Genomic DNA, 24,680 nt, shown 5'->3' on the forward strand with positions numbered 1-24,680 from the left:
GCGTTGGGCCGGCGACCGGCCGCTGCTTGTCCGAGAACACCACGACCGCCACGACGACCAGCGCTATGACGGCTACAGCTAGCAACGCCGCCGCCAGCCAGACGGTGCGCGCGGACCGGGCCGGCCCCGGCGGTGGCGTCGTGTCGACATCGTCGGACGGCTCGTAGGCCGGCGGAGGCCAGTTGGGGTCGATCTCGCCCGATGCCATGTTCGTGCCCGACACCCTCCCCACACCCTCCCGGTTCAGCGCCCGGAAACTTCCGAGCTTGGCGAATTGTAGCCAGAAGCTGCAGGTGGGGGAAACGAACCGGCCGCGCAGTAGCCGCAGCTCAACGGGTGAATCTGCCCACATCCGCGCATCTGGAGTGGGGGCTGCGCAGCAATCTGCCGCATACTAGACGGCATGCAGCAAGCGACGCCCCCGCAAATCGCCGGCCCGGTGCGCGCCGGTGAACCGGGGACGGGTCGAGGCTGCTTGTAATGGGTCGTTCGGGTGGACGGCATCGCCGTCGTGCTGTTCGTCAGCCTTCGGCGCTGCGCCGACGGCTGTCGCGAAGCTTTATGACGCTGGTGTCCGTGGTGGCCCTGGGCATGACTGGGGCCGGGTACTGGGTGGCTCATGGCGCACTGGGCGGCATCACCATTTCTCAGGCCCTGACCGCCGAAGATCCGCGGTCCACCGGCAACAATATGAACATCCTGCTGATCGGCCTGGACTCCCGCAAAGACCAGGAGGGCAACGACCTGCCGTGGTCGATCCTCAAACACCTGCACGCGGGTGATTCCGATCAGGGGGGCTACAACACCAACACCTTGATCCTCGTGCACGTCGGCGCCGACGGTAAGGTCGTCGCCTTCTCGATTCCGCGTGACGACTGGGTGCCTTTCACCGGAGTACCGGGCTACAACCACATCAAGATCAAGGAGGCCTACGGGCTCACCAAGCAGTACGTCGCTCAGCAGTTGGCCAACCAGGGGGTGAGTTCCCAGCGTGAACTCGAGACCCGGGGCCGCGAGGCAGGCCGGGCCGCGACCCTGCGCGCGGTACGCAGCCTGACCGGTGTCCCGATCGACTACTTCGCCGAGGTCAATCTGGCCGGTTTCTACGATCTGGCCGAGACCCTGGGTGGCGTGGACGTCTGTCTGAACCATGCCGTCTACGACTCCTATTCGGGCGCCGACTTTCCCGCCGGACCCCAGCGGCTCGACGCCACCCAGGCGCTGGCGTTCGTGCGGCAGCGTCACGGCCTGGACAACGGGGACCTGGACCGGACCCATCGGCAGCAGGCATTCTTGTCGTCGGTGATGCACGATCTGCAGGATTCGGGCACCTTCACCAACCTCGACCGCCTCAACAGCCTGATGGCCGTGGCCCGTAAAGACGTCGTGTTGTCGGCCGGCTGGGATGAGGATCTGTTCCGTCGCATGGGTGAACTGGCGGGTGGAAACGTCGAGTTCCGGACCCTGCCCGTGGTGCGCTACGACAACATCGACGGCCAGGACGTCAACATCATCGACCCGGCGGCGATCAAGGCCGAGGTAGCGGCAGCGATCGGCACCGCAAACCCGGCGACGACCTCGACCACCCCCGCGAAGCCGAACCCGTCGACCGTCCTCGACGTGGTCAACGCCGGCAGCATCAGCGGCATGGCCAGCCAGGTGTCCAGCGCGTTGCGAAAACGCGGCTACACCGCCGGCCAGGTCCGGGACCGCCAAGCCGGCGATCCGTCGGCCAGCGCGATCAAATACGGCACCGGCGCGCAAACCGATGCGCAGAACCTGGCCACCCTGCTCGGCATCGACGCTCCCAAAGCGGACCCCGCGATCACCCCCGGACATATCCAGCTGACCGTGGACACCGACTTCGCGATGCCGGCGCTCGACGACTCCCAAGACACCAGCACAGTCACCGGGACCAACGAGACGACCGGGACGACCGGCAGGTACAACACGTATTACAGCGGCAGCACTACCACCACCACCTACCCGACGCCCGATCACGGGAAGCCGATCGACGGCGGCGGAGTTCCCTGCGTGAACTGAGGCGAGCGGCCTGAGGTCAGGCGTGCGTGCCCCCGTCGATACGGATCTCGGTGCCGGTGATGAATGCACCGTCCTGGGAAACCAGCATGGCGATGACGCCGGCCACCGCGGACGGATCGGCCATCCCAGCGCCGCTGGACGTCTCGGTGGTGGGCAGCACCGGCAGCAGCCGGGCGAACAGCGACCAGTCGGCGTCTTGCGGAATGTAGCCGCCGGTGGCATCGGTGATGCCGGACTTGATGCTGCCCGGGGCCACGCATACCGCACGCAGACCGTTCTTCGCATACTCGAGTGCCAGGGAATGCGTGAAGGCTTGCACGCCCCCTTTGCTCGCGGCGTAGGCGGCCATGTACGGGTGGGCGAACGATGCCGAGGTGGAGCTGAAATTGACGACGGTGCTGCGGGGGTTGTCGAGCAGCGCCGGCAGGGCTTCCCGGACGACGAGGAAGGTGCCGGTCAGGTTAACCGCGATGATCCGATTCCACTGCTCGGTGCTGGTTTGGTGAGTGTGCGCGGCGCGCAGCATGCCGGCGGCGTTGACCAGCGAGTCCAAACCGCCGAGGGTGCCGACGGCCCGGCGCACCCCCTCGACCACCGACCGCTCCTCGGCGACGTCCAGCTCGCAGGTGGTGAACCTGGGGCCGGTGCCGGCCGCATCGGCGCGGGCCACGGTCTGGGCCAGACCGTCGGTCGCGATGTCGGCGCCGACCACCGCGGCGCCCTCGTCGAGCAGTCGCAGCGCGGTGGCCGCGCCGATGCCCGACCCGGCGCCGGTGACCAGGATCCGCTGACCGCGCAGACGCTTCATGTCAGACCACTCCCCGTAGCCCGTCGCGGCCGAACACCGGTTCCAGCATCGCCGAGAAGTCGGGACCTCGTCGCAACATGTGGCCGCCGTCGACGTTGATGACCTGCCCGGTGATGAAGCCGGCGGCGTCGCTGAGCAGAAACATCGCCAGGTTGGCGACATCCTCGACCTCGCCGACGCGCGGCAGCGGCGTGCAGACGGCGTAGTCGCGGCTCAGCTCCGGCGATTCGGTGACGGGTGCGACGAGTTCGGTGCGGATCAGGCCCGGACGGATGCTGTTGACCCGCACCCACGACGGGCCGAGCTCGTCGGCTGCCAGTTGCATCAGGTGGTCGACAGCCGACTTGGTCACCCCGTAGGCGCCGAACCAGCGATGGGTGTTGCTGGCCGCGATCGACGAGATGCCGATGAAGGATCCGCCGCCCCCGCGCACCATCTCGCGCGCGGCGTGCTTGAGGACGTACATGGTGCCGTTGACATTGAGGTCGACGGTGCGGCGCCACGCCGCCGAGTCGATCTGGGTGATCGGTCCGATGGTTTCCGACCCGCCCGCGCAATGCACCACGCCGTGCAGCTGACCGTGCCAGGCCGTTACCGCGTGGACCGCACGGGCGGTCTCATCCTCGTTGGTGACGTCCGCGGGCTCGTAGCGGATGGCACCGCCGCGGGCCTTCAGCGCTTCGAGTTCGTTGACGGTGCCCGCCAGCCGGTCGGCGTTGCGGCCGACGATCATGACCGCCGCCCCCGCGGCCACCAGACCGGCGGCCACCCCCTTGCCGATTCCACTGCCGCCGCCGGTGACCAGGTAGGTCCGGTCGTGAAAGGAAAGCTGCATTCGAGCCCCTCACGGTGAAGCTGAAACAGGTTCTCGTCATCGAACCATGCGGCCGCCGGCGCGGGAATCGGTCCCCGGTGTGGACAACGGGTTCCGTCGGCTCAGCCCTGCGCTACGGCGTATCGCGGCGCGCCACCCGGGTCGGCTTGGCCGTGCGCCAGTCTTCGACGTCGGGCGGCAGGCCGACCGGGTACCTGTTCTGGTTGTAGGCGGCCCAGTGCGCATGTCCCAACTCGTGGACGTGAAACGCGTGCCGCAGCGCCTCGGTGAAGCCCATGGCGTCGGAGGCGGCGTTGACCGAGTCCTTGACCAGCAGCGCCGCCATGGTGGGGCGCTCGGCGATGCGCCGCGCGAACTCGAGAGTCTTTTCCTCGAGCTCGGCGGCCGGAAACACCTTCGACACCATGCCCAGGCGGTAAGCCTCGTCGGCATCTAGCGAATCACCGGTCAGCAGTAGCTCTTTGGCCTTGCGCGGCCCGAATTCCCAAGGGTGCGCGTAGTATTCGACACCCGGCATGCCCAGCCGGACCGCGACCACGTCACTGAACTTGGCATTGTCGGCGGCGACGATCAGATCGCATGCCCAGATCAGCATCAGCCCCGCCGAGATCGCGTTGCCCTGAACCTGGGCGATGGTGATCTTGCGCAAATCGCGCCAGCGGCAGGTGTTCTGGAAGTAGAAGTGCCACTCCTGCAGGTACAGCTTTTCCATGACGGCGTCGCGGGTGGCGCCGTGGGAGCGGAAGGTGGGATGCTGGCCCGGCCCGGGCTTGCGCTCCAGCATCGCCTCCTCCGATCCGAGGTCGTGGCCGGCGGAAAAGTTCTTTCCCCGCGCGGCAAGGATCACCACCCGCACGGTGTCGTCGGCTTCGGCCCGGCAGAAGGCCTCGTCGAGTTGCACCAGCAGGGTGCGATTCTGCGCGTTGTGGGCCTCCGGCCGGTTGAGCCAGATCCGCGCGATCCGCCCGTCGTCGAGGGTTTCGTAGGCCACCAGCTCGGCGGCTTCGGCACCGTCGGCGTGGGTGCCGGCCTGGCTGTCTACGTTGTCCGAGAGTGTCATCGCGCCCACCTACCTTGTCTCGCGGGTCGTCTGGGGCTGGTATCGACTTTACAGATTACGGCGACTCTGTAAGACGGTCGCGGCCCGGGCCGCCGACGCGGTGACCGGCGCTGGGAAAAGTTTGCTGCCGCAGCGGTCCTCGACGTCTTGCCGCAGAACCGGCGCCCGACTCGACGCCACGGCTGCGTGCCGGATTTAGCTTCCCTTACAGTGGTGTAATGCCAACCAAAGCTGACCATGGCGATATCGGCGACGTGGAACCGGTGGCCGACAGCACCGCGAGCCAGGCCAGGCGGGTCGTCGCCGCATACGCCAACGACGCCGATGAGTGCCGCATATTCTTGTCCATGCTCGGTATTGGACCGGCAAAGCTCGAGAGCTAAATGGCTTCCAGGGGACGGCGGTCCGCGGAGCCCACGGCCACCGAAGTCTTCGGAGACTCGGACTTCGTAGTCGTGGCCAACCGGCTGCCCGTCGACCAGGAGCGGCTTCCCGACGGCACCACGGCCTGGAAGCGCAGCCCCGGCGGGCTGGTCACCGCGCTCGAGCCGCTACTGCGGCGCCGCCGCGGCGCCTGGGTCGGCTGGCCCGGTGTCGCCGAAGCCGATGTCGACGTCGTAGACGAGCCGATAGTCCAGGACGAGCTGCGGCTTCACCCGGTACGGCTGTCCGCCGACGACGTCGCAGAGTATTACGAGGGGTTTTCCAACGCCACACTGTGGCCGCTCTACCACGACGTGATCGTCAAGCCGCTCTACCACCGCACGTGGTGGGAGCGCTACGTCGAGGTCAACCGCCGGTTCGCCGAAGCCACCGCACGCGCGGCGGCTCGGGGCGGAACCGTGTGGGTTCAGGACTACCAGCTGCAGCTGGTCCCGAAGATGCTGCGCACCATGCGCCCCGACCTGACCGTCGGCTTCTTTTTGCACATCCCCTTCCCGCCGGTGGAGCTGTTCATGCAGCTGCCCTGGCGTACGGAGATCATCGAGGGCCTGCTGGGCGCCGACCTGGTCGGCTTCCATCTGGTCGGCGATGCCCAGAATTTCCTCTTCCTGGCCAGGCAGCTGCTCGACGCCGAAACATCGCGGGGAGCCGTCGGAGTGCGCTCACGGTTCGGCGCGGTGCAGCTCGGGTCACGCACTATTCGAGTGGGCGCCTTCCCCATCTCCATCGACTCCGGCGCGCTCGACCAAAAGGCGCGCGATCGCAACATCAAGCGCCGTGCTCGCGAGATCCGCGCCGAGCTGGGAAACCCCCGCAAAATCCTGCTCGGCGTCGACCGGCTGGACTACACCAAGGGCATCGACGTACGGCTCAAGGCGTTCTACGAGCTGCTGGCCGAGGGCCGCGCCAAGCGCGACGACACCGTGTTGATCCAGCTGGCGACCCCCAGCCGGGAGCGGGTGGAGAGTTACCAGATACTGCGCAACGACATCGAGCGTCAGGTCGGCCACATCAACGGCGAGTACGCGGAGGTCGGCCATCCGGTCGTGCATTACTTGCACCGCCCGGTTCCCCGCGACGAGCTCATCGCCTATTTCGTGGCCAGCGACGTCATGCTGGTCACCCCGCTGCGGGACGGGATGAACCTGGTGGCCAAGGAGTACGTCGCGTGCCGCAGTGATCTCGGCGGCGCCTTGGTCCTCAGCGAGTTCACCGGAGCCGCCGCCGAATTGCGTCAGGCATACCTGGTCAACCCCCATGACCTCCAAGGGCTCAAGGACGCGATCGAGAACGCGCTCAACCAGAGCGACGAGGAGGGACGGCGCCGAATGCGTGCGCTGCGACGCCAGGTGCTGGCCCATGACGTGGACCGCTGGGCCCGCTCGTTCCTCGACGCGCTCGCCGAGGCGCGTCCGGGGCACACCAGCTAACGCTGCGGACGTGAGCGCAGCGGCAGTAGCCGGTGGTCCCGGGTGAACACCAAACGCACCAGCCCCAGCGCGACGACGACGGTGGTGGTCGCGACCGAGCCGAGGATGAGGAACATCACGACCGCCTGCACCAGCACCGCCTGCACCGGCGGCACGCCGGCGAGGATCAGTCCGGTCATCGCGCCCGGCAGGAACACCAGACCGGTGGCTTTGGTGGTCTCGATCTGCGGCGAAATCGCCGAGCGCAGCGCGATCCGCAGATAGGGGGCCGCGGCCTGGCGCGACGGCTGCCCCAGGGCGAGCCGGGCTTCGACCTCGTCACGTTTGTCGCGCAGCTCGTCGACCAGGCGCCGGGCCACCAGCACCATCGCCGTCATCGAGTTGCCGATCATCATTCCGGCAATGGGCACCAGGGTCCGGGCCTGCAGCGGGAACACCCGCAGCCCGAATATCACCCCCAGGGTGATCGCGGCCGCCGCGGCGAACGCCATGACGGCCAGCGGCGCCAGTCGCGGCACCTCCGGAGCCCGCCGGCGGGCGACATCGCCGGCGTAGGCGATCATCCCCGCGGTCCAGGCCCACGACCACCACAACGACCGGCCTGGCGCAAAGAGCAGCGTCAGCGCGCCCCCGACGAGCAGCAGCTGGACCAGCGCGCGAGCGGCCGCCCACAGCACCTGTCTTTCCATGCCCAGCCGCTGCCACAGCGAGATTGCCGCGGCGAACACCACCAGGGCCAGCGACGTCGCCAGCCCGATCCAGCCCACCTGGCCGGTCACGGCTGGACCTGATCATTAGCCCGATGGTTAGCCTGATCGTCGACCGGCTTGGACCCGACCTGTACCAGCCCCACGCAGCGTCCCCGTTCGATGTGCAATATCCGGTCGGCGGCCCGCTCGGCCTGCGCCGGGTCATGGGTGACCCACAGGGCGGGAATCCCGTCGCTGGCCAGCCGGCGCACCGCGCCCTCGATCACGCGTGCCGCTTCGGCGTCGACGGCCGAGGTGGGTTCGTCGAGCAGCAGCACCTGCGGGCAAGCCATCAGGGTGCGGGCCAGGCACATGCGCTGGGCTTCCCCGCCCGACAGCGCGGTCGCGTCGCGGTCCAACCAGGACCCGGTGAGCGCCACGCGGGCCAGCGTGTCGGTCATCTGCGCCTCCGATGCCGTCGGCTCGGCGATCCGCAGATTGTCGGCCACCGTGCCCGGAAACGGCGTCGGACGCTGGAAGCACATGCCCACCCGGCGCCGCAGCCACAATGGGTCCGTTTCGGCAATATCCTTGCCGCAGAATAAGACTCGTCCGCTCGTCGGCACTTCCAGTCGATTGCACAACCGCAGCAGGGTCGACTTGCCCGATCCCGACGGGCCGAACACCGCCGTCACCCCGTGCCCCGGAACCGCGGCGGTGAACCCGTCCAGCGCTTGCACCCCGTCACGTTCGACGACAACGTCGGCGAATTCGAACACCGAATCGACTGCTGAATCCACTGCTAAATCCTGCCAAACCTCGATCTGCCCGGGGTCGGTGGTGGCCAACACCTGCGGTAGTCTCACCCGGAAGGTTATCGGAACACGATATCGGAGTCCGAGTTGGCGGCGACGGGTTCGTCTGTCTGGTCACTGGATGCACGGCCGGCCCATGCCGGTTGACCGGCGCGGCTTCCTGAGGTGGAGCGGGCTGGGGGTGCTGAGCGCCACCGGCCTGGCGCCCGCCTGCTCGCATAATCCACGGCCCGGCAGGGCCGACCACACGTTGCGCATCGGCCACAGCCAGGTGGAAGTCGCTCCCGGCAAAATCGTGTCGACCACCACCTACAATGGCCAATTCCCCGGCCCGCTGCTGCGATGTGCCGAAGGCAAGCAGATCACCGTCGACGTCTACAACGACACCGACACCCCACAGCAGCTGCACTGGCACGGCCAGCACCTGCCGGTCGAGGTGGACGGCTCGGCCGAAGAGGGCACCCCGTTCATCGCGGCCCACGGAATGCGCCGGATCTCATTGGTACCCGGTCCGGCGGGGTTCCGCTTCTACCACACCCACCTCAACCCGGGAGCCGACCTGACGGGCGGACAATACGGCGGCTTGGTCGGACCGGTCTACATCGAGCCCGGGCATGAACCGGGCGCCTACGACCGCGAAGTGTTCCTGACTCTCAAAGAGTTCGAGCCCGGCCTGAACCAGGGCGGTGACATGCCCGGCGGTTTCCTGGCCGGTGACCCGGTCGCCGAGCTGAAAAACCAGGGCGAGCAGGCGATGAACGCCTCGCTGGCAGCCGGTATGCCGCACGGCTACGAGGTTGGCTACCAGGTGTTCACCGTCAACGGCCATGCGCTCGGACACGGCGAACCGGTCCGGGTCAAGACCGGTGAGCGGGTCATGCTGCATGTCCTCAACGGCAGCGCCACCGAGAACCGTAGTCTTGCCCTGCCCGGGCACGTGTTCACCGTGGTGGCCCTGGACGGCAACCCGGTGCCCAAACCCGTTGCGGTTCCGGTGTTGTGGCTGGGCGCCGCCGAACGCATCTCCGCGATCGTGGCGATGAACCACCCCGGCGTCTGGATACTGGGCGACCTCTCCGACGAGGACCGTCAAGCGGGCATGGGCACCGTCGTCGAATACGCCGGCCGCGCCGGCGAGCCGGTCTGGGAGCCACCGCCCGAGTTCGCCTGGGACTACCGGGTGTTCGGCAGCGGCGGCACTGCCCCGGCCCCCGACCAGGTGATCGACCTGCTCATCGAGAAGCGCAATGCCGCCCGCGACGGGTTCAACATCTGGACTGTCAACGGCGCCCCGTACGCCATGGACACCAAGCAGCCGGTCCTTGACATCGTCAACGGCCGGCGCTACAGGCTGCGGTTCCGCAACGCCACCGACGACATTCACCCGATGCATCTACATCGGCATACCTTCGAAATCACCCATGTCGCAGGCACACCCACGGCCGGTGTACACAAGGATGTCGCGATGCTGGGTGGTTACCAGATCATGGAGGTCGACTTCACCGCCGACCAACCGGGGCCCTCGCTGTTGCACTGCCACCAACAGATACACATGGACTTCGGTTTCATGACGCTGCTGCGCTGCTCCTGAACCTGCACGCCGTAGAATCGGAGCCCGATATCGGTTTCGTCACTGATCCGGACCGGGTTGTGCCGAAAGGGGTTGTCCATGCGGGAATTTCAGCGGGCCGCGGTCCGCCTGCACATCCTGCATCACGCCGCCGAGGGCGAAGTCCACGGCGCGTGGCTCACCGAGGAACTAAGCCACCACGGCTACAAAGTCAGCCCCGGCACGCTGTACCCGACCCTGCACCGGCTGGAAGCCGACGGACTGCTGGTGTCGAAGCAACAGGTGGTGGCCGGCCGGACACGCCGCGTCTACCGGGCCACCGCGGCCGGCCGCGCGGCCTTGGCCGAAGATCGCCGCGCCCTTCGGGAACTGGCCCGCGAAGTACTCGGCGCGGAGCCTTGACCGACGCCCGACCTACCGTGCCGGCCAGCGCCCAGCAGCCATGGTGTTCCCGGCGAAACGCTGTGATACTCGATGCAGCGCCGCAGCGCGGTAGGCAGCGAAGAAAAGGGGAGAAACGACGTGAAGATCCGTCACGGCCTGGCCGCCGGTGCGGGCATCGTCTCGGCAGTCACGCTGGTTACAGCGCTGCAATCAGGCGACCCGGCCCGTGCCGTCGCACCCCCGCCCGACGGCGCTTACTCCTTCAGTCAGGCCGGCGTCTCCGGAGTTACCTGGGCCATTACCGCCCTGTGCGACCAGCCGTCGGGAACGCGCAACATGAACGACTACTCCGACCCGGTTACCTGGGCTTTCCAGTGCGCGCTCAACATCGTGAGCACCACATCCGAACAGATCACCCGCGCCGATAAGCTGCAAAACTTCACCGCCAGGGCTCGGCTGACCAGCGTTTTGTGGACCTTCCAGGTGAGTAAGGACCAGGGCGTGTTGTGCCCGGACGGCAGCACCGCGCCGTCGACGGAAACCTATGCGTTCAACGACGAGAACATGACCGGCACGCACACCATTGTCCATGGCGCCGTTTGCGGTCTGCAGCCGGACATGAAAAAGGAACCGTTCTCACTGCAGCTGGTGGGGCCGCCGCCGAGCCCGGTCGAACGGTACCCGTTGCGCTGCAACGAGATTGCGATCTGCTACTGACGGATCACGGGGCTGACCCAGCCATCGAGGGCACAAGTCCGACCAGCGCTGCCCGTCTGTCGACGGGCGCCGGACGGGCCACCCGGAGCCAAACCGGGCCCAAACCGGCCTAGACCGGCCTGTGTTGCTGACGCCAGTAGTCCGGATGTTCGGCCAGCCACCGACGTTCGACCCGCTGCACCCGGTGATGCTCGGCCATGATCAGCAACCCGCCGGCGATCAGCAAACCCGCCGCGGCCGAACCGAGCATCAAAAGCAGCTCGCGGTGGTTGTAGGCCAGCGACGCGACAATCCCAGCCAGGCCGATCACGCCGAGAACGATCAGGAACAGGCCCGGCAGCCACAACGTGTCGATGAACGATTCGCCGGCATGCGGTTGCGTTGTCCGCGAGTGTTCCACCGGATCGCGATATGCACCCTTCATTGACGTCTCCCTTCTCCAAGAGACGCCTCAAGGGTACGCCTAAATTGTGTGCCAGGTCACAACGACTTTTCCGGGTCAGCCCAGGCCTGGCTCAGATCGGAGTGATGTAGGCGATCAGCCACCTGCCGTCGATCCGCTTGTAGTCCACCCGCAGCCGGCTGCCGTCATAGAGCGGCTGGCGTGACTTGTCGGTGACGGTGCGGTTCATGTACACCATCACCGACGCCGAATTTCGTTGCGCTGACATGATTCCCACGCCCACGACATTGGCCTGCACCACCACCTCGCGCTTCTTGGCCTCCGGGATGATCTGCGCGTTGGCGCTGCGCTTGAACTCCTGACGATAGGCGGGCGTCAGGAACGGGTACGCGTCATTGAGGCTGCGTTCGACCGTCTGGTAGTCGTAGGCGAACACTTTGGGTATCTGGTCGGCGGCTATCTTCGGCAACTCCGCCCGCGCGGTCCGCGCGCCGTCGGCCTCCACCCGGTCCCAGTAGAACCAGCCGCCGGCCGCGGCCAGCCCCACGATCGCCGTAACCAGCAGCACGCCGGCAACCGCGCCCAGCGCACGCCACACGCGCCGCAATCGCATCAGTTGCCCCCGTCGGGATACTTCAGGTCGTAGCCGGTCATCCGTCCGGACTCATCCTCGTGCACGATGACCCGCAACCGATAGGGCATGGACGGTTTGTTGACCCCGTCCATGTCGGCAACCGTCACCCGCACCGAGACCAGCACGGACGCGTTGTCGCTGACGGTGTCGATGCCTTCGAGGGCGGCACCGTTGATGACGGCCTCGGACGTGGCATTGGTGGCGCGGAACAGGCCTTTGAGGTTGTCGACGTTGTTGTTGGCGCTGAGCATGCCACGCAGCGGACCGCTGGTGCTGTTGACGAACCGGTTGACGGCCTCGTCGATGGTGTCCGGCGTGTAGCTGAACATGTTGACGACCAGCTGCGTGGCGGTGTCGACGAAGCGTTGATCACGAGCCTGCTCGGCCTCGGCGGCCCGGTGCTGGCCGACCAGGGCAAGCACCCCCCAGCCCAGCGCGCCGACGAGCACCACCGCGGCGGCCAGCGAGACCCCGGCCACCAGCCCGCCCCGCGCCCGCCGCCGTGGCGGCGGGCGGAGGGCCGACCTAGGTTTGGCTGGTTTGGCTGGTTTGGCTGGTTTGGCTGGTTTGGCTGGTGGCTTCGGCTCGGCCGTCGGCGCCACCTCGACGGCGGCTTCGGTGGTGTCAGGATCGCTCGATACGGGTTTTGCCGGGCCCGCCGCGCGAGACGCCCGCCGGCGCACCCGTGGCGCGCCCGACTGCTGTGGTGCCACTACATAGCCTTCGGAGCAAGCATGAGGTCCACCCAATTCTCCGCGCTGGACGCGCCGTTGATGCCAGGCGCGAAGATACCAGTGCCGCCGGCCGGGTCCTTGAAGACGCCGGTGGTCTGGTCGTAGGTGGTGTACGCCTGCCCGCTGGCTTGCGGTTCCGGCCCGGTGCCCACCGGCGGGGGCGGCGGCGGCAGCGTCTTGGGGTACGGAAGCAGCGGCGGCTGCGGCGGGTAATCCGGCGGCATCCACGACGTGAAGGGCGGCGGTGGCCCGTTGTCGTTGGGCGGCGGCGCCGGCTGCGCCGGCTGGTGCAGCTCGGGTCCGGGACCCGGTATCACACCGGGCGGGGGCGGCCCGGCGATCGGAGTGCCCGGGTCCGGGTCAGCGTCCGGCGGGATGTAGGGAAACTTGTTGGGCGGCAAGACGTTCAGCCCATTGGTTACCGGCGTGTCGTAGGGCACCGGAGGTCCGCGCCACGGGTTGCGGCCGATCGGCACGTAGCCCTTCGGGTCGCGGCACAATTGGATCGTCGGTGCCCTCTTCCCAGGAAATTCCTGGCACGGGTAGTTGCGGGCGCCACGAACGGTGGAGGGGTCGTTGTGGGCGGTCTTGCAGTACATGTCCGGCGGTAATTCCCGCAAGCCCTCGTCGGCGGGCGAGCGGATCAACGGCGGCGGAATGAAGCCGACGCTGCACGGTGGCGGGTCGTTCAAGTCGATTTTGAAGTCCAACTTGGCGCCCTCGTCCTGGGGCACCCCGCCGGCGGCGGTGGTCAGCGCGGCGAACAGCGCCGGCAACACCACCAGCAGCTGCTCGATCGACTTGTGATAGATCACACCCACCCGGCCCAGGTTGGCCAGGCTGGCCGCCAGCGCCGGGAACGACGGCCGGATACCGGAGAACGCCGTGTTGGCCTCGTCGATCGCGTCCGGAGCGGTCGCCAGCGTGTCACGCAGCCGCGGGTCGGCCGCACGGAGCTCGGTGGTGAACCGGGCCAGCCCGTCGGCCAGTGACTTGATGTCGCTGCCGGCGCGGATCTGGGCTTGCAGGAACGGACCGGCCTGGTCGATCAGCTGTGAGACCTGCGGGTAGTCGGCATTGGCCTCGTCCACCAGCAACCGTGCCGATTCCACCAGCCGGGCCAGCTCCGTGCCCGTGCCGTTGGTTGCGGTGAACGCCTCGTGCAGCAGCTCGCGCAACCGCGTGTCCCCGAGGCTGTTGACCAGGACCTCCGCCTTGCTCAGCAGGTCGGCGACGTCTTGGCCGATTCGGGTGTTCTTGCGCTCGATCTTGGCTCCGTTGCGCAGCTTCGCCGGCGACGGGTTTGCGGGCGGCACCAGGTCGATGTACTGCTCGCCGATGGCCGACACGCTCTTGACGGTGGCGGTGACGTTGGACGGGATGGGCGTGCCGCTGTTCAGCCGCATTTCGGCGGTGACGCCCGACGGATTCAGCTCGACCGACTCCACCCGCCCCACTTCCACACCGCGGTAGGTGACGTTGGCGTTCTTGTACAAACCGCCCCCGGCCACGAAATCGGCGCTGACACCGTAGGTTCCGAGGCCGAAGGTGGCCGGCAACCGCAAGTAGAAGACGGCCATCACCACCAGGGTGATGACGGTGATCACCCCGAAGATGGCCAGCTGGATCCTGGTGAGTCTGTCGATCATCTCCGCATTCCTACTGCCCCTAGCTGACCCTTACTGACCATTAAGCCGTACCGGGCGGAATCTTGAACGGGTCGGCCGCCTGTCCAGACAGGTTGGCCAGCTCACCGGTGAGGAAGTCGGGCGGGTTGAGCACCTCGTCCATGTGCGCCATGTTCGGGTCGAGCGCATAGGACGTGGTGAAGAACGTCTCACCGATTCGGCGCAGGGTCAGGTCGAAGGTGGTGAACACGTTGAGGTAGTCGCCGCGCACCGCCTGCTTGATGCCGAAGTTGGGGAACGGGAACGTCAGCAGCAACTGCTGCGAGGTGACGAAATCCTTGCGGTTGTCGTTGATCGCCTTGACCACCGAGTACACGTCCTTTAAGTCGGCGGCGAAGTCGGTCTTGGTCTTGGACAGCACGTGCGAGGTGACCATGGCCAGCTTCTTCAGCGCGGCGAAGGCCTCGACGATGCTGTTCCGATTCTTGTTGAGCACCCGAAGCGCGTCGGGCAATGTGTCCAGCGCCCGGCCCAGGTTGTCTTTGTCGCGCGCCAGGATGGCCGCGAACCTGTTCAGCCCGTCGACCGCGCTGATGATGTCGTTGACCTGCTTGTTGAGTCCGGCCGTCAGCTCCGCGAGTCTGGGGACCAGCTCTTTGAACTGACCCTGGCGACCCGCCACGGCTTGATACGTCTCGTCGGTGATCTCCTCCAGCGCGCCCACGTTGCCCTTGTTGACCACCACTCCCAGGGCCGAGAACACCTCCTCGGTGGTGGGCGCGCGGCTGGTGCGCGACTCCGGGATGGACCGGCAGTTGGGCTCACCCAGCTTGCTGGTCGACGGGTTGTCCGCCGGACGCACCAGGTCGATGTGCATAGAACCCAGCAGCGACGTCTGGGATACTTTGGCGGTCGCGTTGCACGGCAGCACCACTTGCTTGTCCAGGGCCAATTGCACTGCCGCATAGAACGATCCGTCGGGCCGCTGCTCGGCGGTGATTCCGGCGACGCTGCCGACGGTGACGTCGTCGACCATCACCGGCGAGTTCTGTGGCAGCGTCGCCACGTCGGGCATCTCGGCGGTGATCGTGTATGCGCCGTCGCCGTGGCCGGCGGTGCCGGGCAACGGAAGCGAGTTCAGCCCGCCGAATTGACAACCTGCGAGCAGCGTAGCGCCTGCAGCAAAAGCGCTGGCCCGCAACATGATTCGCTTCATCAGCCGGCCCCCTGCTCGGCGGGCAGCGGCGCCGCCGGCGCCGGGGCGCCCGCCGGAGCAGGCTGCGCACCGGCAGCGGCGCCGGGCGGCGGCCCCGGCAGCGGGCCGAAACCGGGCGGGGGACCCGGCGCTTGGGGAACCAGCAGGCTCTGCAGGTCGGTGCTGTTGCCCGGCGCAGGCTGAGTCGTCGGCTTGGCCGGAATCCAGGTCAGCTCCGGAATCGGTGTCTCGGCCTTGGCCTGGGTGGCCGGGGTGTCGTAGATGACCTGGCCCTTGTAGGCCGTGATGGTGTTGAGCGGGTGGAACATGATCGGCGGGTAGTTGGCCGTGAGCCGGCGCAGCACCGGGCCCAGCCGCTCCCGGCACAGTTCGGCGCGCCGATAGTAGTCGGGTCCCGACGTTCCCGCCGGGGTGTCGAACGAACCGCCACAAATGAATTGCACGGGGTTGGCGAAGTTGGGTATCGACAACAGACCGTTCAGGGTGCCCTGCGCCGGGTCGTAGATGTTGTAGAAGTTGGCGATACCGGGGCCCGCCACATGCAACACCTGCTCGATGTTGTCGCTCTGATCACTCAGCGTCTTGCTGAGATCGTTGAGCTGGCTCACGGTTTCGATCAACGTTGAGTTGTTCTCGTGCAGGAATCCTCTGATATCCGACAGCGCCTGGTTGAGCGTGCCCAACGTGTGGTCCAGGTTGCGTGAGCTCTCGGCGAGCACCTGCGACACCGACGCCACGTGCCCGGCGAACTGCACGATCTGTTCGTTGCTCTGCGACAGCGCGTCAACCAGCACCTGCAGGTTCTTGACCGTGCTGAAAATGTCGCTGCGCGAATCCCCCAGCCGCCCGGCGACTTGCGAGAGTTCCTGCAACGCCTTATGGAACGAGTCGCCGTTGCCGTCGAGGGTGTCGGCGGCCTGGTTGATCGCCGCACCCAGCGGACCCTGCAGTTCACCCGCTGCCGGACTGAGCGTGTCCGACAGTTGGGTCAGCGCTTCCTTGACCTCGTCCCACTCCACCGGGACCGCGGTGTGCGACAACTCGATGCTGGCGCCGTCGGGCAGCACCGCGCCGCCGGTGTAGGCGGGGGTGAGCTGAACGAACCTCGCCGCCACCAGGTTTGGCGACATGATGACCGCCTGGGCGTCGCGGGGAACCTTGACGTCCTCGGACACCGACATGGTGATCTTGACGTCGGACGGCCGCGGCTCGATCGAGTCCACGGTGCCGACCGGAACCCCGAGAATGCGGACCTCGTCACCGGGGTAGAGCCCGACGGCGGAGGTGAAGTGCGCGACGATCTTGCGGCCGTTGCCGCCCACCGACGAAAGCACGTAGACACCGCCCACCAGCGCCGCGACCAACGCGATGATGGTGACGGTCCGCACGCCCCGGCGGCCGAAACGTCGCTGCAGGGCCGTCGTCATGGTGACTTCGGCCTAATGATCCAGCGTTCCTGGATGAGCCCGCGCAGATAGTCGGCGAAGCTGTCCGGCAGTTTGCCGGGCTGGTAGACCATATCGAACACCATGGCCATCAGTGGCGCCGGAATCGCACTGAAGACGTTGACGTTGAACCCCGGCCCGGAGCCGACGACCTCGCCCAGGGTGGTCGCGTAGGCGGGCAGCCGCTTGAGGCCCTCGGTGATGTAGTCGCGGCGCTCGTTGAGGTTGCTGAGCACCTGGTTGAGCTTGCCCAGTGCCGGGCCGAACTCCTTACGGTTGTCGGCCACAAAGCCGGAGATCTGCACCGAGACGTCGTCGATGCCGGAGATGAGCGCGCCCAGGGCGGCACGGCGCTCGTCGAGCGCGGCGAACAGCAGGTTGCCGTCGTCGATCAGCTTGTTGACCTGCTCGGCGCGCTGGGACAACACCCCGGTCACCGTCTTGGCGTGGGCCAGCAGGCCCTGCAGCGCTTCGTCGCGGCTGTTGAGGGTGCGCGACAGCGACGTCACGCCGTCCAGCGCGCCGCGCAGCTGCGGCGTGGCGTCGTGCAGCGTCTCGGTCAACACCTTCAACGCCTGCTCGAACTGCGGCTTGTTCAGGTTGGTGGCGTTGCGGCCCAGGTCCTCCAGGGCGCCGTTGAGCGTGTAGGGCGTCGTGGTGCGGCTCACCGGAATGATCGTGGCCTGCCCGCTGCCTGCCGGGGTCACCGCGATGGACCGCTCGCCGAGGATGGTGTCGGTCCGGATCGCCGCCAGCGACTGGTCGCCGACGACGACCTTGCGGTCCACGCTGAAGCTGATCTTGGCACTGTCGCCGGCCAGACCCACCTCGGTGACCTTGCCCACCTTGAAGCCCGAGACGTACACGGCGTTGCCAGGGCGGATACCGCCCGCATCGGTGAAGTAGGCGTCATATGTCTTGCCCTGCGGCCAGAACGGCAGCCCGGCGTAGCCGAACGCGATCAGCACGACGCAGACCACCAGCACCAGCCCGAAGATGCCGGTGCGCAGCGGGTCACGATCGCGCTTACTGGTTGGCTTGCTACTTTGCAAAGGCGCACCTTCCCTTGCTGGGATCCGGCTGGCCACCCATCGGAATCAGGAGGTCGCTGCCGGCGGGTCCGTTGATCTTGATCGACACCGTGCAGAAGTAGATGTTGAAGAACGCCCCGTAGGAGCCGAGCGCGGCCAACCGCAGATAGTCCTCCCCCAGCTGCTCCACATCGTTGTTGATCTCGGCCTTGCGGTCATCGAGCTCGGTGGCCAGCGGACGCAGGTTTTCCAGCACGCCCTGCAACGGCCGGCGCGAATTTCGCAGCAGGTCGGTGAGATCCGTCGTCGTGGAGGCCAACGGCGGGATGGCGCCGGCGATCGCGTCCTTGTTGTTGGCCAGCCCGGTGATGAGCTGTTGCAACTGGTCGACACTGGTGGAGAACTGCGCGCTTTTCGCGTCGACGGTCGCCAGCACCGCGTTGAGGTTGGTGATCGCGTCGCCGATCAGCTGGTCCCGGTTGCCCAGGGCCGTCGAGAAGGCACTGGTTTCGGCCAGCACGTCCGACAGCGCTCCGCCCTGGCCTTGCAGCAACTCGATGACCGCACTGGTGACCGCGTTGACCTTGTCCGCGTCGAGGCCCTTGAGCACCGGCTTGAGGCCGCCCAGCAGGGCATCGAGGTCCAGTGCCGGCTGGGTGTGCTGGGCGTTGATGGTGCCGCCCGGCGGCAGCTTGCGCAGCTCGCCCGGTCCGGACGTGATCTCCAGGTACCGGTCGCCGACCAGGTTTTCGTAGCGCACCACCGCCCGCGTGGACGAGTACAGGGTGTAACGCTTGTCGACGCCGAACGCCACATCGACGGTGTTGTCGCGGTTCAGCGCCACCCCCGACACCTTCCCGACCGGTATGCCCGCGATGCGTACCTTCTGGCCGGCCTTCAACCGCGACACGTTGGTGAAAGTGGCGTGATAAGTGGCTTCCGGGCCGAACCGGAAGTCGCCGAACACCACGACCAGCGCCGCGGCCACCAGCAACATGGCGACCGCGAAGATGCTGACCTTGATCACCATTGAGCGATGCGACGGCATCCCCCCCGACGCCATCAGAAGTCGTCCCGTTCCGCGAAGGCGCCGTGGAACAAGAACTGCAGCGTCGACGGCGCGTCGACCTGCACCTCGGTGAACGGCTCGTAGGGGATGTAGGCGTTGTCGGTGACCAGGAACGGTGCGCGGTAGAACGACCCGCCGGTCTGCTTGGTCGGGATGTCGGGCAATCCGCGGCAGTTCGGCCCGCCGGAGGCGTTGACGATCGGCAGGCTCTCCGGATAGGTGTAGGCCGGCGCGCCCAGCACGAAGTTCGACGAGGTGAACAGGCCCGCTTTGCGGACCCCGATCAGCGGCGCGAATTCCTTGATGCCGCGGCTGACTCCCTTGAAAAGGCAGCCGAACTCCGGCGAATAGTCAGCGGACACCTTCAGCGGGGCCCGTAACCGGTTGATCGCGTCGATGAAGTTCTGCTCGGCCGGCTCCAGCGTCTCGTAGGCGTTGTTGGCCAGGCCGATGGTGGCTAGCAGAGTCGTGTTCAGGTCCTTCTGTTTGTCCACTAGCGTCTTGTTGATGGTCGGCAGGTTGCCGAAGACGGTGGTCAGGTCGGGCGCGGCGTCGCCGTAGACGTTGGTGACGATGCCCGCCTTGCGGAAGTCCTCCTGCAGGGTGGGCAGCTTCGGATTGGTCTGGCGCGTCAGCGTATTCAGCCCCGACAACAGCGCGCCCAGGTCATCGCCGTGGCCGCGCAAACCTTCGGACAGCGCGCTCAGGGTGCCGTTCAACTCGACCGGGTCGATCTTGTGCAGCAGGTCGAGGAGGGACTGGAACAGCGTGTTGACCTCCAGCTGCACCTGAGGCGCCTCGACATGCGCATTGGGGCGCAGCGAGGTCTTCGACTCCGTTCCCGGCTTGGGCGGTTCGAACTCCACCGACTTGGCGCCGAAGATGGTGTTGCCGGCGATATGCACCGTCGCGTTAGACGGGATGTATTTCATCTCGCCGCTTCTGATGGCCAGTTTCAGCCGCGCCTGGTCGCCGCTGTAGGTGATGTCATCGACGGTGCCGACCTGGACGCCGCGGTATTTGACCTTGGCGCCCTTCTCCATCACCAGCCCGGCCCGCGGCGCCGCGACGAGGACGGTATCGGTCGAAGTGAAGGCAGCGGTGTAGGACAGGTAGGTCAGGATGGCCGACCCCACCATGAGGCCGGCCAGCAGCGCTGCCGCCACCCGCACGCTGGTGCGTCGCGATCCGCCTGCCATGGTCCTGTCGAGTCCTTATCCAGAGAGGTTGAAGTTGCCGGACGCACCGTACACGGCGAGCGAAATGAACAACGTGATGACCACCACCACGATCAGCGAAGTCCGCACGGCCTGACCGACGGCGATGCCTACCCCGACCGACCCGCCGCTGGCGTTGTAGCCGTAATAGGTATGCACCAGCATCACCGCGATTGACATCACGATCGCCTGCAGAAACGACCACAGCAGGTCCGACGGGATCAGAAAGGTATTGAAGTAGTGGTCGTAGAGGCCTTTGGACTGGCCGTTGATGAACACCGTGGTGAAGCGGGCGGCGAAGAATGCGGCCAGCACCGACAGGGAATACAGCGGAATGATGGCGACCAGGCCGGCGATCAACCGGGTCGACACCAGATACGAGACTGAGTGCACGGCCATGCATTCGACGGCGTCGATCTCCTCCGACACCCGCATGGCGCCCAGCTGGGCGGTGGCGCCGGCGCCGATGGTGGCCGCCAGGGCGATGCCGGCGATCACCGGCGCGACGACGCGCACGTTCAAAAACGCCGAGAGGAACCCGGTGAGTGCCTCGATGCCGATGTTGCCCAGCGACGAGTAGCCCTGTACCGCGATGACGCCGCCGGAGGCCAACGTCAGGAAGGCCGCGACGCCGACGGTGCCGCCGATCATGACGAGCGCGCCGGCGCCCAGGGTCATCTCGGCGACCAGCCGGATGGTCTCCTTGCGGTAGCGCGTGACGGCATTGGGGATGTAGCGCACGGTTTCGCCGTAGAACAGCGCCTGCTCGCCGAAGTTATCGACCGGCTCCTGCAGCCGGGACATGAATCGGCGGAAGCGGATAGTGACGTCGTAGCTCATCGCTTCATCACCATCGCTTGATTTCCCTTACGTGTTACTTGGCCGAGATTCGAACGCCGATGGCGGTCATCACCACGTTGATCACGAACAGGCAGATGAACGCGTAGACCACCGTTTCATTGACCGCGTTGCCGACGCCCTTGGGGCCGCCCTTGACGGTCAGGCCGCGATAGCAGCCGACCAGCCCGGCCATCACTCCGAACAGCAGCGCTTTGACTTCGGCCAGGATCAATTCCCGCAGACCCGTCAGCACGGTCAGGCCGTTGATGAAGGCGCCGGGGTTGACCCCCTGCAGGAAGACCGAGAACACATAGCCCCCGGACAAACCGATGGCGCACACCAGCCCGTTGAGCAGCAACGCGACCAGTGTGGAGGCCAAAACCCTTGGCACCACCAGGCGTTGGATCGGGTCGATGCCCAGCACCCGCATGGCGTCGATCTCTTCGCGGATGGTGCGCGCACCCAGATCGGCGCAGATTGCGGTGGCTCCGGCACCGGCGACCACCAGCACCGTCACCACCGGACCCAGCTGCGTGATGGTGCCGAATGCCGTGCCGGCGCCGGAGAGGTCGGCCGCACCGATCTCGCGCAGCAGGATATTGAGGGTGAAGGCCACCAGGACCGTGAACGGGATAGACACCAGCAGCGTGGGGACCAGCGAAACCCGGGCGACCATCCAGGTCTGGTCGAGGAACTCGCGGAACTGAAAGGGGCGCCGGAAAGCCGCACGAGCGGTGTCGATCGACATTTCGAAGAACCCGCCGACTGCCCGGGCCGGAACCGCAAGCTGTTGAATCAGTTTGGTTCCCCCGTCTGCTAGGCGGCGAAGCCGATGTGTCCCCTGAGCCCGACCAGGGGCCGGATGCGACTCCGAGTGAGCCGGCTCATATTAACTCAGAACAACTTCGCCGTGTCAATGAACAGCACTTTGCAAAACCTGCGTTAATTTGGCTGGTTAAACCCCATCTCGTGCGGTGATTCTGACACAGGTTCTAGTTGTTGGCGCGGCTGCCAGAAGGGGTCCGCGGCGCTTGCCCGACCCTACTGTGCCATCAGACCAGTAGCAGAAAAGCTGCGGTCCGGATCTCGGCCAGCAAAGTAGTCCCGCAATGCGGCGCTCAGGTGGTCGGGCTGCCACGAGGGGCCGTCCGCACTGAAGCGGCGCTCGGCCGTCGGCGCGGCTACCAGCGTCACCTGCGGGCCGTAGACGATGAACACCTGCCCGTTGACGTCGGCGGCCGCGGGCGACGCCAGAAACTGGACCAGGCTGACCACGTGCTCCGGCGACAACGGGTCGATTTCACCGTCCTGGATATCGGGCTCGGTGCCGAACACGTCGGCGGTCATCGCGGTTCGGGCTCGTGGGCAGATCGCATTGGCGCGCACCCCGTAGCGTCCCAGCGACCGCGCCGCCGACAGGGTGAGCGCGGTGATGCCCGCCTTGGCCGCGCCGTAGTTGGCCTGCCCAGCGGGACCGACCAGCCCGGCCTCGGAGGAGGTGTTGACCAGCCGGGCGTAGACCGAGCCGTCCGGGGTTTCCTTGGCTTTGGCGCGCCAGTAGGTGGCCGCATTCCGGGTCAATAGGAAATGGCCGCGCAGGTGCACCGCGATGACCTGGTCCCAGTCCTCGTCGGTCATGTTGAACAGCATCCGGTCCCGGGTGATCCCGGCGTTGTTCACCACGACGTGCAGCCCACCCAGCCCGTCGGCGGTCGCAACGAGTTCGTCGGCCGTCTGACGTTGGCTGATATCTCCGGCGACCGCGACCGCCTTGGCGCCGGCGGCGGTGACTTGGTCGACGACGTCCGAGTTATCCAGGGCGATGCCGATGTCGTTCACGACGACGGTGGCGCCGAGCCTGGCCAGACCCAGCGCCTCGGCGCGGCCCAGTCCCGCGGCCGCACCGGTCACGACCGCGACCTTTCCGGACAGATCGTTGGCGCTGTCCGGCGCAGACCTCGCCGAGGCTCGGGCGGAAGGGGGGCGATTGGACCCAGTCAATTTATGAATACCTCTAGTTTCGGGTTACGCCGGTAGGCGTGCGGCCTAATCCTCGCGCAGCAGGGCGGCACGCGGACATTCGGCGATCGCCTGCTCGGCCAGGGCTTCCTGGCCGGGCGGGATGGGATCAACCTTCACGACCGCATAGTCCTCGTCGTCCAGGTCGAAGATATCCGGTGCAATCCCCAAGCACACGGCGTTACCCTCGCACCGGTCACGGTCCACTTTCACTCGCACGACGCCCTCCTCACCCCTCTTTGGACCCGCCTTGCACCTGATCGCTGTCTAGCACCACCATAGGGCTCTCGTAAAGCTCACGTGCATGCGCTGGATTCCCAGACTAGAACGTGTTACAACCGGGGGAACGACCGGATGGCCGTTCGAGCTAGATTCGGGGGCTGGCAGCCGGCACCGGATGGCACACCGGATGACATCAGGTGACCCGTTAACCCGACACGATCGTTTGACCGGAGGCGGCAGGAATGCGCATCAGCTACACACCCGAGCAGGAGGAGCTGCGCCGCGAACTGCGGTCGTACTTCGCCACCCTGATGACGCGGGAGCGGCGCGAAGCACTGAGCTCGATCGGGGGCGAAATCGGCGTCGGCAACGTGTACCGCGAGACCGTCGCACAGATGGGCAAGGACGGGTGGCTCACTTTGAACTGGCCCAAGGAGTACGGCGGTCAGGACCGCTCGCCGATGGACTCGCTGATATTCACCGACGAGGCTGCCCTGGCGGGTGCGCCGGTGCCGTTCTTGACGATCAACAGCGTCGCGCCGACCATCATGGCCTTCGGCACCGACGAGCAGAAGAAGTTCTTCTTACCGCGCATTGCCGCGGGGGACCTGCATTTCTCGATCGGCTACTCCGAGCCGGGCGCCGGCACGGACCTGGCGAACCTGCGCACCACCGCCGTCCGGGACGGCGAGGACTACGTGGTCAACGGGCAGAAGATGTGGACCAGCCTGATCGCCTACGCCGACTATGTCTGGCTGGCGGTGCGCACCAATACCGAAGCGAAGAAGCACCGCGGCATTTCGGTGCTCATCGTGCCGACCACCGCCGACGGGTTCTCCTGGACTCCGGTGCACACCATGGCCGGCCCCGACACCAGCGCCACCTACTACACCGACGTGCGGGTGCCGGTGTCCAACCGGGTCGGGGAGGAGAACGGCGGCTGGAAGCTGGTGACCAACCAGCTCAACCACGAGCGGGTCGCGTTGGTGTCACCCGCGCCGATCTTCCTGTGCCTGCGCGAGGTTCGCGAATGGGCGCAGCACACCAAGGATTCCAGCGGAGCGCGGCTCATCGACTCGGAATGGGTACAGCTCAACCTGGCCCGGGTGCACGCCAAGGCCGAGGTGCTCAAGCTGATCAACTGGGAGCTGGCGTCCTCGTCGGGCGAGGCGCTGTCGCCGGCCGATGCGTCGGCCGCCAAGGTGTTCGGGACCGAGCTGGCCACCGAGGCCTACCGGCTGCTCATGGAAGTGCTGGGCACCGCCGCAACGTTGCGCCAGGATTCGCCCGGCGCCCTGCTGCGCGGCCGGGTCGAGCGGATGCACCGGGCGTGCCTGATCCTGACCTTCGGCGGCGGTACCAACGAAGTGCAGCGCGACATCATCGGCATGGTCGCCCTCGGCCTGCCCCGGGCGAGCCGCTGATAA

At 66.8% G+C, this 24,680-nt stretch carries 25 protein-coding genes and 1 pseudogene; 7 read left to right on the forward strand and 19 right to left on the reverse strand.

The window, feature by feature from the left end; genetic code table 11:
* Window positions 1–352: pseudogene (locus EET13_RS25345) on the reverse strand (hypothetical protein); the annotation flags it as partial.
* Between the two features lie 128 nt (window positions 353–480).
* Between EET13_RS25345 and EET13_RS25350 the strand changes: the two are divergent.
* Window positions 481–2,043 (forward strand): LCP family protein, encoded by a 1,563-nt coding sequence (locus EET13_RS25350; protein WP_122444838.1) that lies wholly within the window; start codon window positions 481–483, stop codon window positions 2,041–2,043.
* Window positions 2,044–2,059: 16 nt separating this feature from the next.
* Here the strand turns inward: EET13_RS25350 and EET13_RS25355 are convergent, their stop codons facing one another.
* The 3 genes from EET13_RS25355 to EET13_RS25365 all read right to left on the reverse strand — a co-directional run bounded on the left by EET13_RS25355 (window position 2,060) and on the right by EET13_RS25365 (window position 4,746).
* Window positions 2,060–2,851, reverse strand: coding sequence for an SDR family NAD(P)-dependent oxidoreductase (locus EET13_RS25355; RefSeq protein ID WP_122444839.1), 792 nt, complete (start codon window positions 2,849–2,851; stop codon window positions 2,060–2,062).
* Between the two features lies 1 nt (window position 2,852).
* Window positions 2,853–3,686, reverse strand: coding sequence for an SDR family oxidoreductase (locus EET13_RS25360; protein WP_122444840.1), 834 nt, complete (start codon window positions 3,684–3,686; stop codon window positions 2,853–2,855).
* Window positions 3,687–3,798: 112 nt separating this feature from the next.
* Window positions 3,799–4,746 carry an enoyl-CoA hydratase gene (locus tag EET13_RS25365; RefSeq protein ID WP_122444865.1) on the reverse strand — a complete coding sequence of 316 codons (948 nt, stop codon included), beginning with the start codon at window positions 4,744–4,746 and terminating at the stop codon, window positions 3,799–3,801.
* A gap of 218 nt (window positions 4,747–4,964) precedes the next feature.
* Between EET13_RS25365 and EET13_RS25370 the strand changes: the two genes are divergently transcribed.
* Window positions 4,965–5,129: a hypothetical protein gene (locus EET13_RS25370; RefSeq protein ID WP_122444841.1), complete on the forward strand. Its 165-nt coding sequence runs from the start codon at window positions 4,965–4,967 to the stop codon at window positions 5,127–5,129.
* On the forward strand, window positions 5,130–6,620 hold the full coding sequence (locus EET13_RS25375; protein ID WP_122444842.1) for an alpha,alpha-trehalose-phosphate synthase (UDP-forming): 1,491 nt from the start codon (window positions 5,130–5,132) through the stop codon (window positions 6,618–6,620).
* Here the strand turns inward: EET13_RS25375 and EET13_RS25380 are convergent.
* The gene (locus EET13_RS25380; protein WP_122444843.1) at window positions 6,617–7,399 is read right to left on the reverse strand and encodes an ABC transporter permease; all 783 of its coding nucleotides are present in this window, start codon (window positions 7,397–7,399) and stop codon (window positions 6,617–6,619) included. The genes EET13_RS25375 and EET13_RS25380 overlap by 4 nt on opposite strands.
* Window positions 7,396–8,133 carry an ABC transporter ATP-binding protein gene (locus EET13_RS25385; RefSeq protein WP_168990886.1) on the reverse strand — a complete coding sequence of 246 codons (738 nt, stop codon included), beginning with the start codon at window positions 8,131–8,133 and terminating at the stop codon, window positions 7,396–7,398. Before EET13_RS25385 ends, EET13_RS25380 begins: the two co-directional genes overlap by 4 nt.
* Window positions 8,134–8,260: 127 nt before the next feature.
* Between EET13_RS25385 and EET13_RS25390 the strand changes: the two genes are divergently transcribed.
* The 3 genes from EET13_RS25390 (at window position 8,261) to EET13_RS25400 (ending at window position 10,795) form a co-directional block, all read left to right on the forward strand.
* The gene (locus tag EET13_RS25390; protein WP_122444844.1) at window positions 8,261–9,715 is read left to right on the forward strand and encodes a multicopper oxidase family protein; all 1,455 of its coding nucleotides are present in this window, start codon (window positions 8,261–8,263) and stop codon (window positions 9,713–9,715) included.
* Between the two features lie 78 nt (window positions 9,716–9,793).
* A complete protein-coding gene (locus EET13_RS25395) occupies window positions 9,794–10,096 on the forward strand; it encodes an Rv3488 family transcriptional regulator (protein WP_122444845.1) in 303 nt (100 codons plus the stop codon).
* A 120-nt stretch (window positions 10,097–10,216) separates the two neighbouring features.
* Window positions 10,217–10,795: a hypothetical protein gene (locus EET13_RS25400; RefSeq protein WP_122444846.1), complete on the forward strand. Its 579-nt coding sequence runs from the start codon at window positions 10,217–10,219 to the stop codon at window positions 10,793–10,795.
* A 109-nt stretch (window positions 10,796–10,904) separates the two neighbouring features.
* Here EET13_RS25400 and usfY read toward each other — a convergent pair whose 3' ends face one another.
* The 13 genes from usfY to EET13_RS25465 all read right to left on the reverse strand — a co-directional run bounded on the left by usfY (window position 10,905) and on the right by EET13_RS25465 (window position 23,250).
* A complete protein-coding gene (gene usfY / locus EET13_RS25405) occupies window positions 10,905–11,219 on the reverse strand; it encodes a protein UsfY (protein ID WP_122444847.1) in 315 nt (104 codons plus the stop codon).
* Window positions 11,220–11,310: 91 nt separating this feature from the next.
* Window positions 11,311–11,811: a mammalian cell entry protein gene (locus tag EET13_RS25410; protein WP_122444848.1), complete on the reverse strand. Its 501-nt coding sequence runs from the start codon at window positions 11,809–11,811 to the stop codon at window positions 11,311–11,313.
* A complete protein-coding gene (locus EET13_RS25415; RefSeq protein WP_122444849.1) occupies window positions 11,811–12,545 on the reverse strand; it encodes a mammalian cell entry protein in 735 nt (244 codons plus the stop codon). Before EET13_RS25415 ends, EET13_RS25410 begins: the two co-directional genes overlap by 1 nt.
* Complete coding sequence (locus EET13_RS25420; RefSeq protein ID WP_122444850.1) at window positions 12,545–14,215, reverse strand: virulence factor Mce family protein; 1,671 nt, start codon at window positions 14,213–14,215, stop codon at window positions 12,545–12,547. The genes EET13_RS25415 and EET13_RS25420 overlap by 1 nt, the downstream gene beginning before the upstream one ends.
* 40 nt (window positions 14,216–14,255) lie before the next feature.
* Window positions 14,256–15,410 (reverse strand): MCE family protein, encoded by a 1,155-nt coding sequence (locus EET13_RS25425; RefSeq protein WP_122444851.1) that lies wholly within the window; start codon window positions 15,408–15,410, stop codon window positions 14,256–14,258.
* Window positions 15,410–16,837, reverse strand: a complete 1,428-nt coding sequence (locus EET13_RS25430; protein ID WP_122444852.1) for a virulence factor Mce family protein — start codon at window positions 16,835–16,837, stop codon at window positions 15,410–15,412. The genes EET13_RS25425 and EET13_RS25430 overlap by 1 nt, the downstream gene beginning before the upstream one ends.
* Window positions 16,834–17,907 (reverse strand): virulence factor Mce family protein, encoded by a 1,074-nt coding sequence (locus tag EET13_RS25435; protein ID WP_122444853.1) that lies wholly within the window; start codon window positions 17,905–17,907, stop codon window positions 16,834–16,836. The genes EET13_RS25430 and EET13_RS25435 overlap by 4 nt, the downstream gene beginning before the upstream one ends.
* Complete coding sequence (locus EET13_RS25440) at window positions 17,897–18,949, reverse strand: MCE family protein (RefSeq protein ID WP_122444854.1); 1,053 nt, start codon at window positions 18,947–18,949, stop codon at window positions 17,897–17,899. Before EET13_RS25440 ends, EET13_RS25435 begins: the two co-directional genes overlap by 11 nt.
* Window positions 18,949–20,154 (reverse strand): virulence factor Mce family protein, encoded by a 1,206-nt coding sequence (locus EET13_RS25445; RefSeq protein ID WP_122444855.1) that lies wholly within the window; start codon window positions 20,152–20,154, stop codon window positions 18,949–18,951. The genes EET13_RS25440 and EET13_RS25445 overlap by 1 nt, the downstream gene beginning before the upstream one ends.
* Before the next feature lie 15 nt (window positions 20,155–20,169).
* Window positions 20,170–21,012, reverse strand: coding sequence for an MlaE family ABC transporter permease (locus EET13_RS25450; RefSeq protein WP_122444856.1), 843 nt, complete (start codon window positions 21,010–21,012; stop codon window positions 20,170–20,172).
* A 34-nt stretch (window positions 21,013–21,046) separates the two neighbouring features.
* Window positions 21,047–21,811 (reverse strand): MlaE family ABC transporter permease, encoded by a 765-nt coding sequence (locus EET13_RS25455; protein ID WP_063470958.1) that lies wholly within the window; start codon window positions 21,809–21,811, stop codon window positions 21,047–21,049.
* Window positions 21,812–22,053: 242 nt separating this feature from the next.
* Window positions 22,054–23,022 (reverse strand): 3-oxoacyl-ACP reductase, encoded by a 969-nt coding sequence (locus EET13_RS25460; protein WP_425294272.1) that lies wholly within the window; start codon window positions 23,020–23,022, stop codon window positions 22,054–22,056.
* A gap of 36 nt (window positions 23,023–23,058) precedes the next feature.
* Window positions 23,059–23,250: a ferredoxin gene (locus EET13_RS25465; protein ID WP_122444858.1), complete on the reverse strand. Its 192-nt coding sequence runs from the start codon at window positions 23,248–23,250 to the stop codon at window positions 23,059–23,061.
* A 245-nt stretch (window positions 23,251–23,495) separates the two neighbouring features.
* On the opposite strand from EET13_RS25465, the gene EET13_RS25470 reads away from it, so the two are divergent.
* A complete protein-coding gene (locus EET13_RS25470) occupies window positions 23,496–24,677 on the forward strand; it encodes an acyl-CoA dehydrogenase (protein WP_122444859.1) in 1,182 nt (393 codons plus the stop codon).
* Window positions 24,678–24,680: the final 3 nt, after the last annotated feature.

Origin of the sequence: Mycobacterium attenuatum (genome assembly GCF_900566085.1) — a bacterium.
Classification (GTDB): domain Bacteria; phylum Actinomycetota; class Actinomycetes; order Mycobacteriales; family Mycobacteriaceae; genus Mycobacterium; species Mycobacterium attenuatum.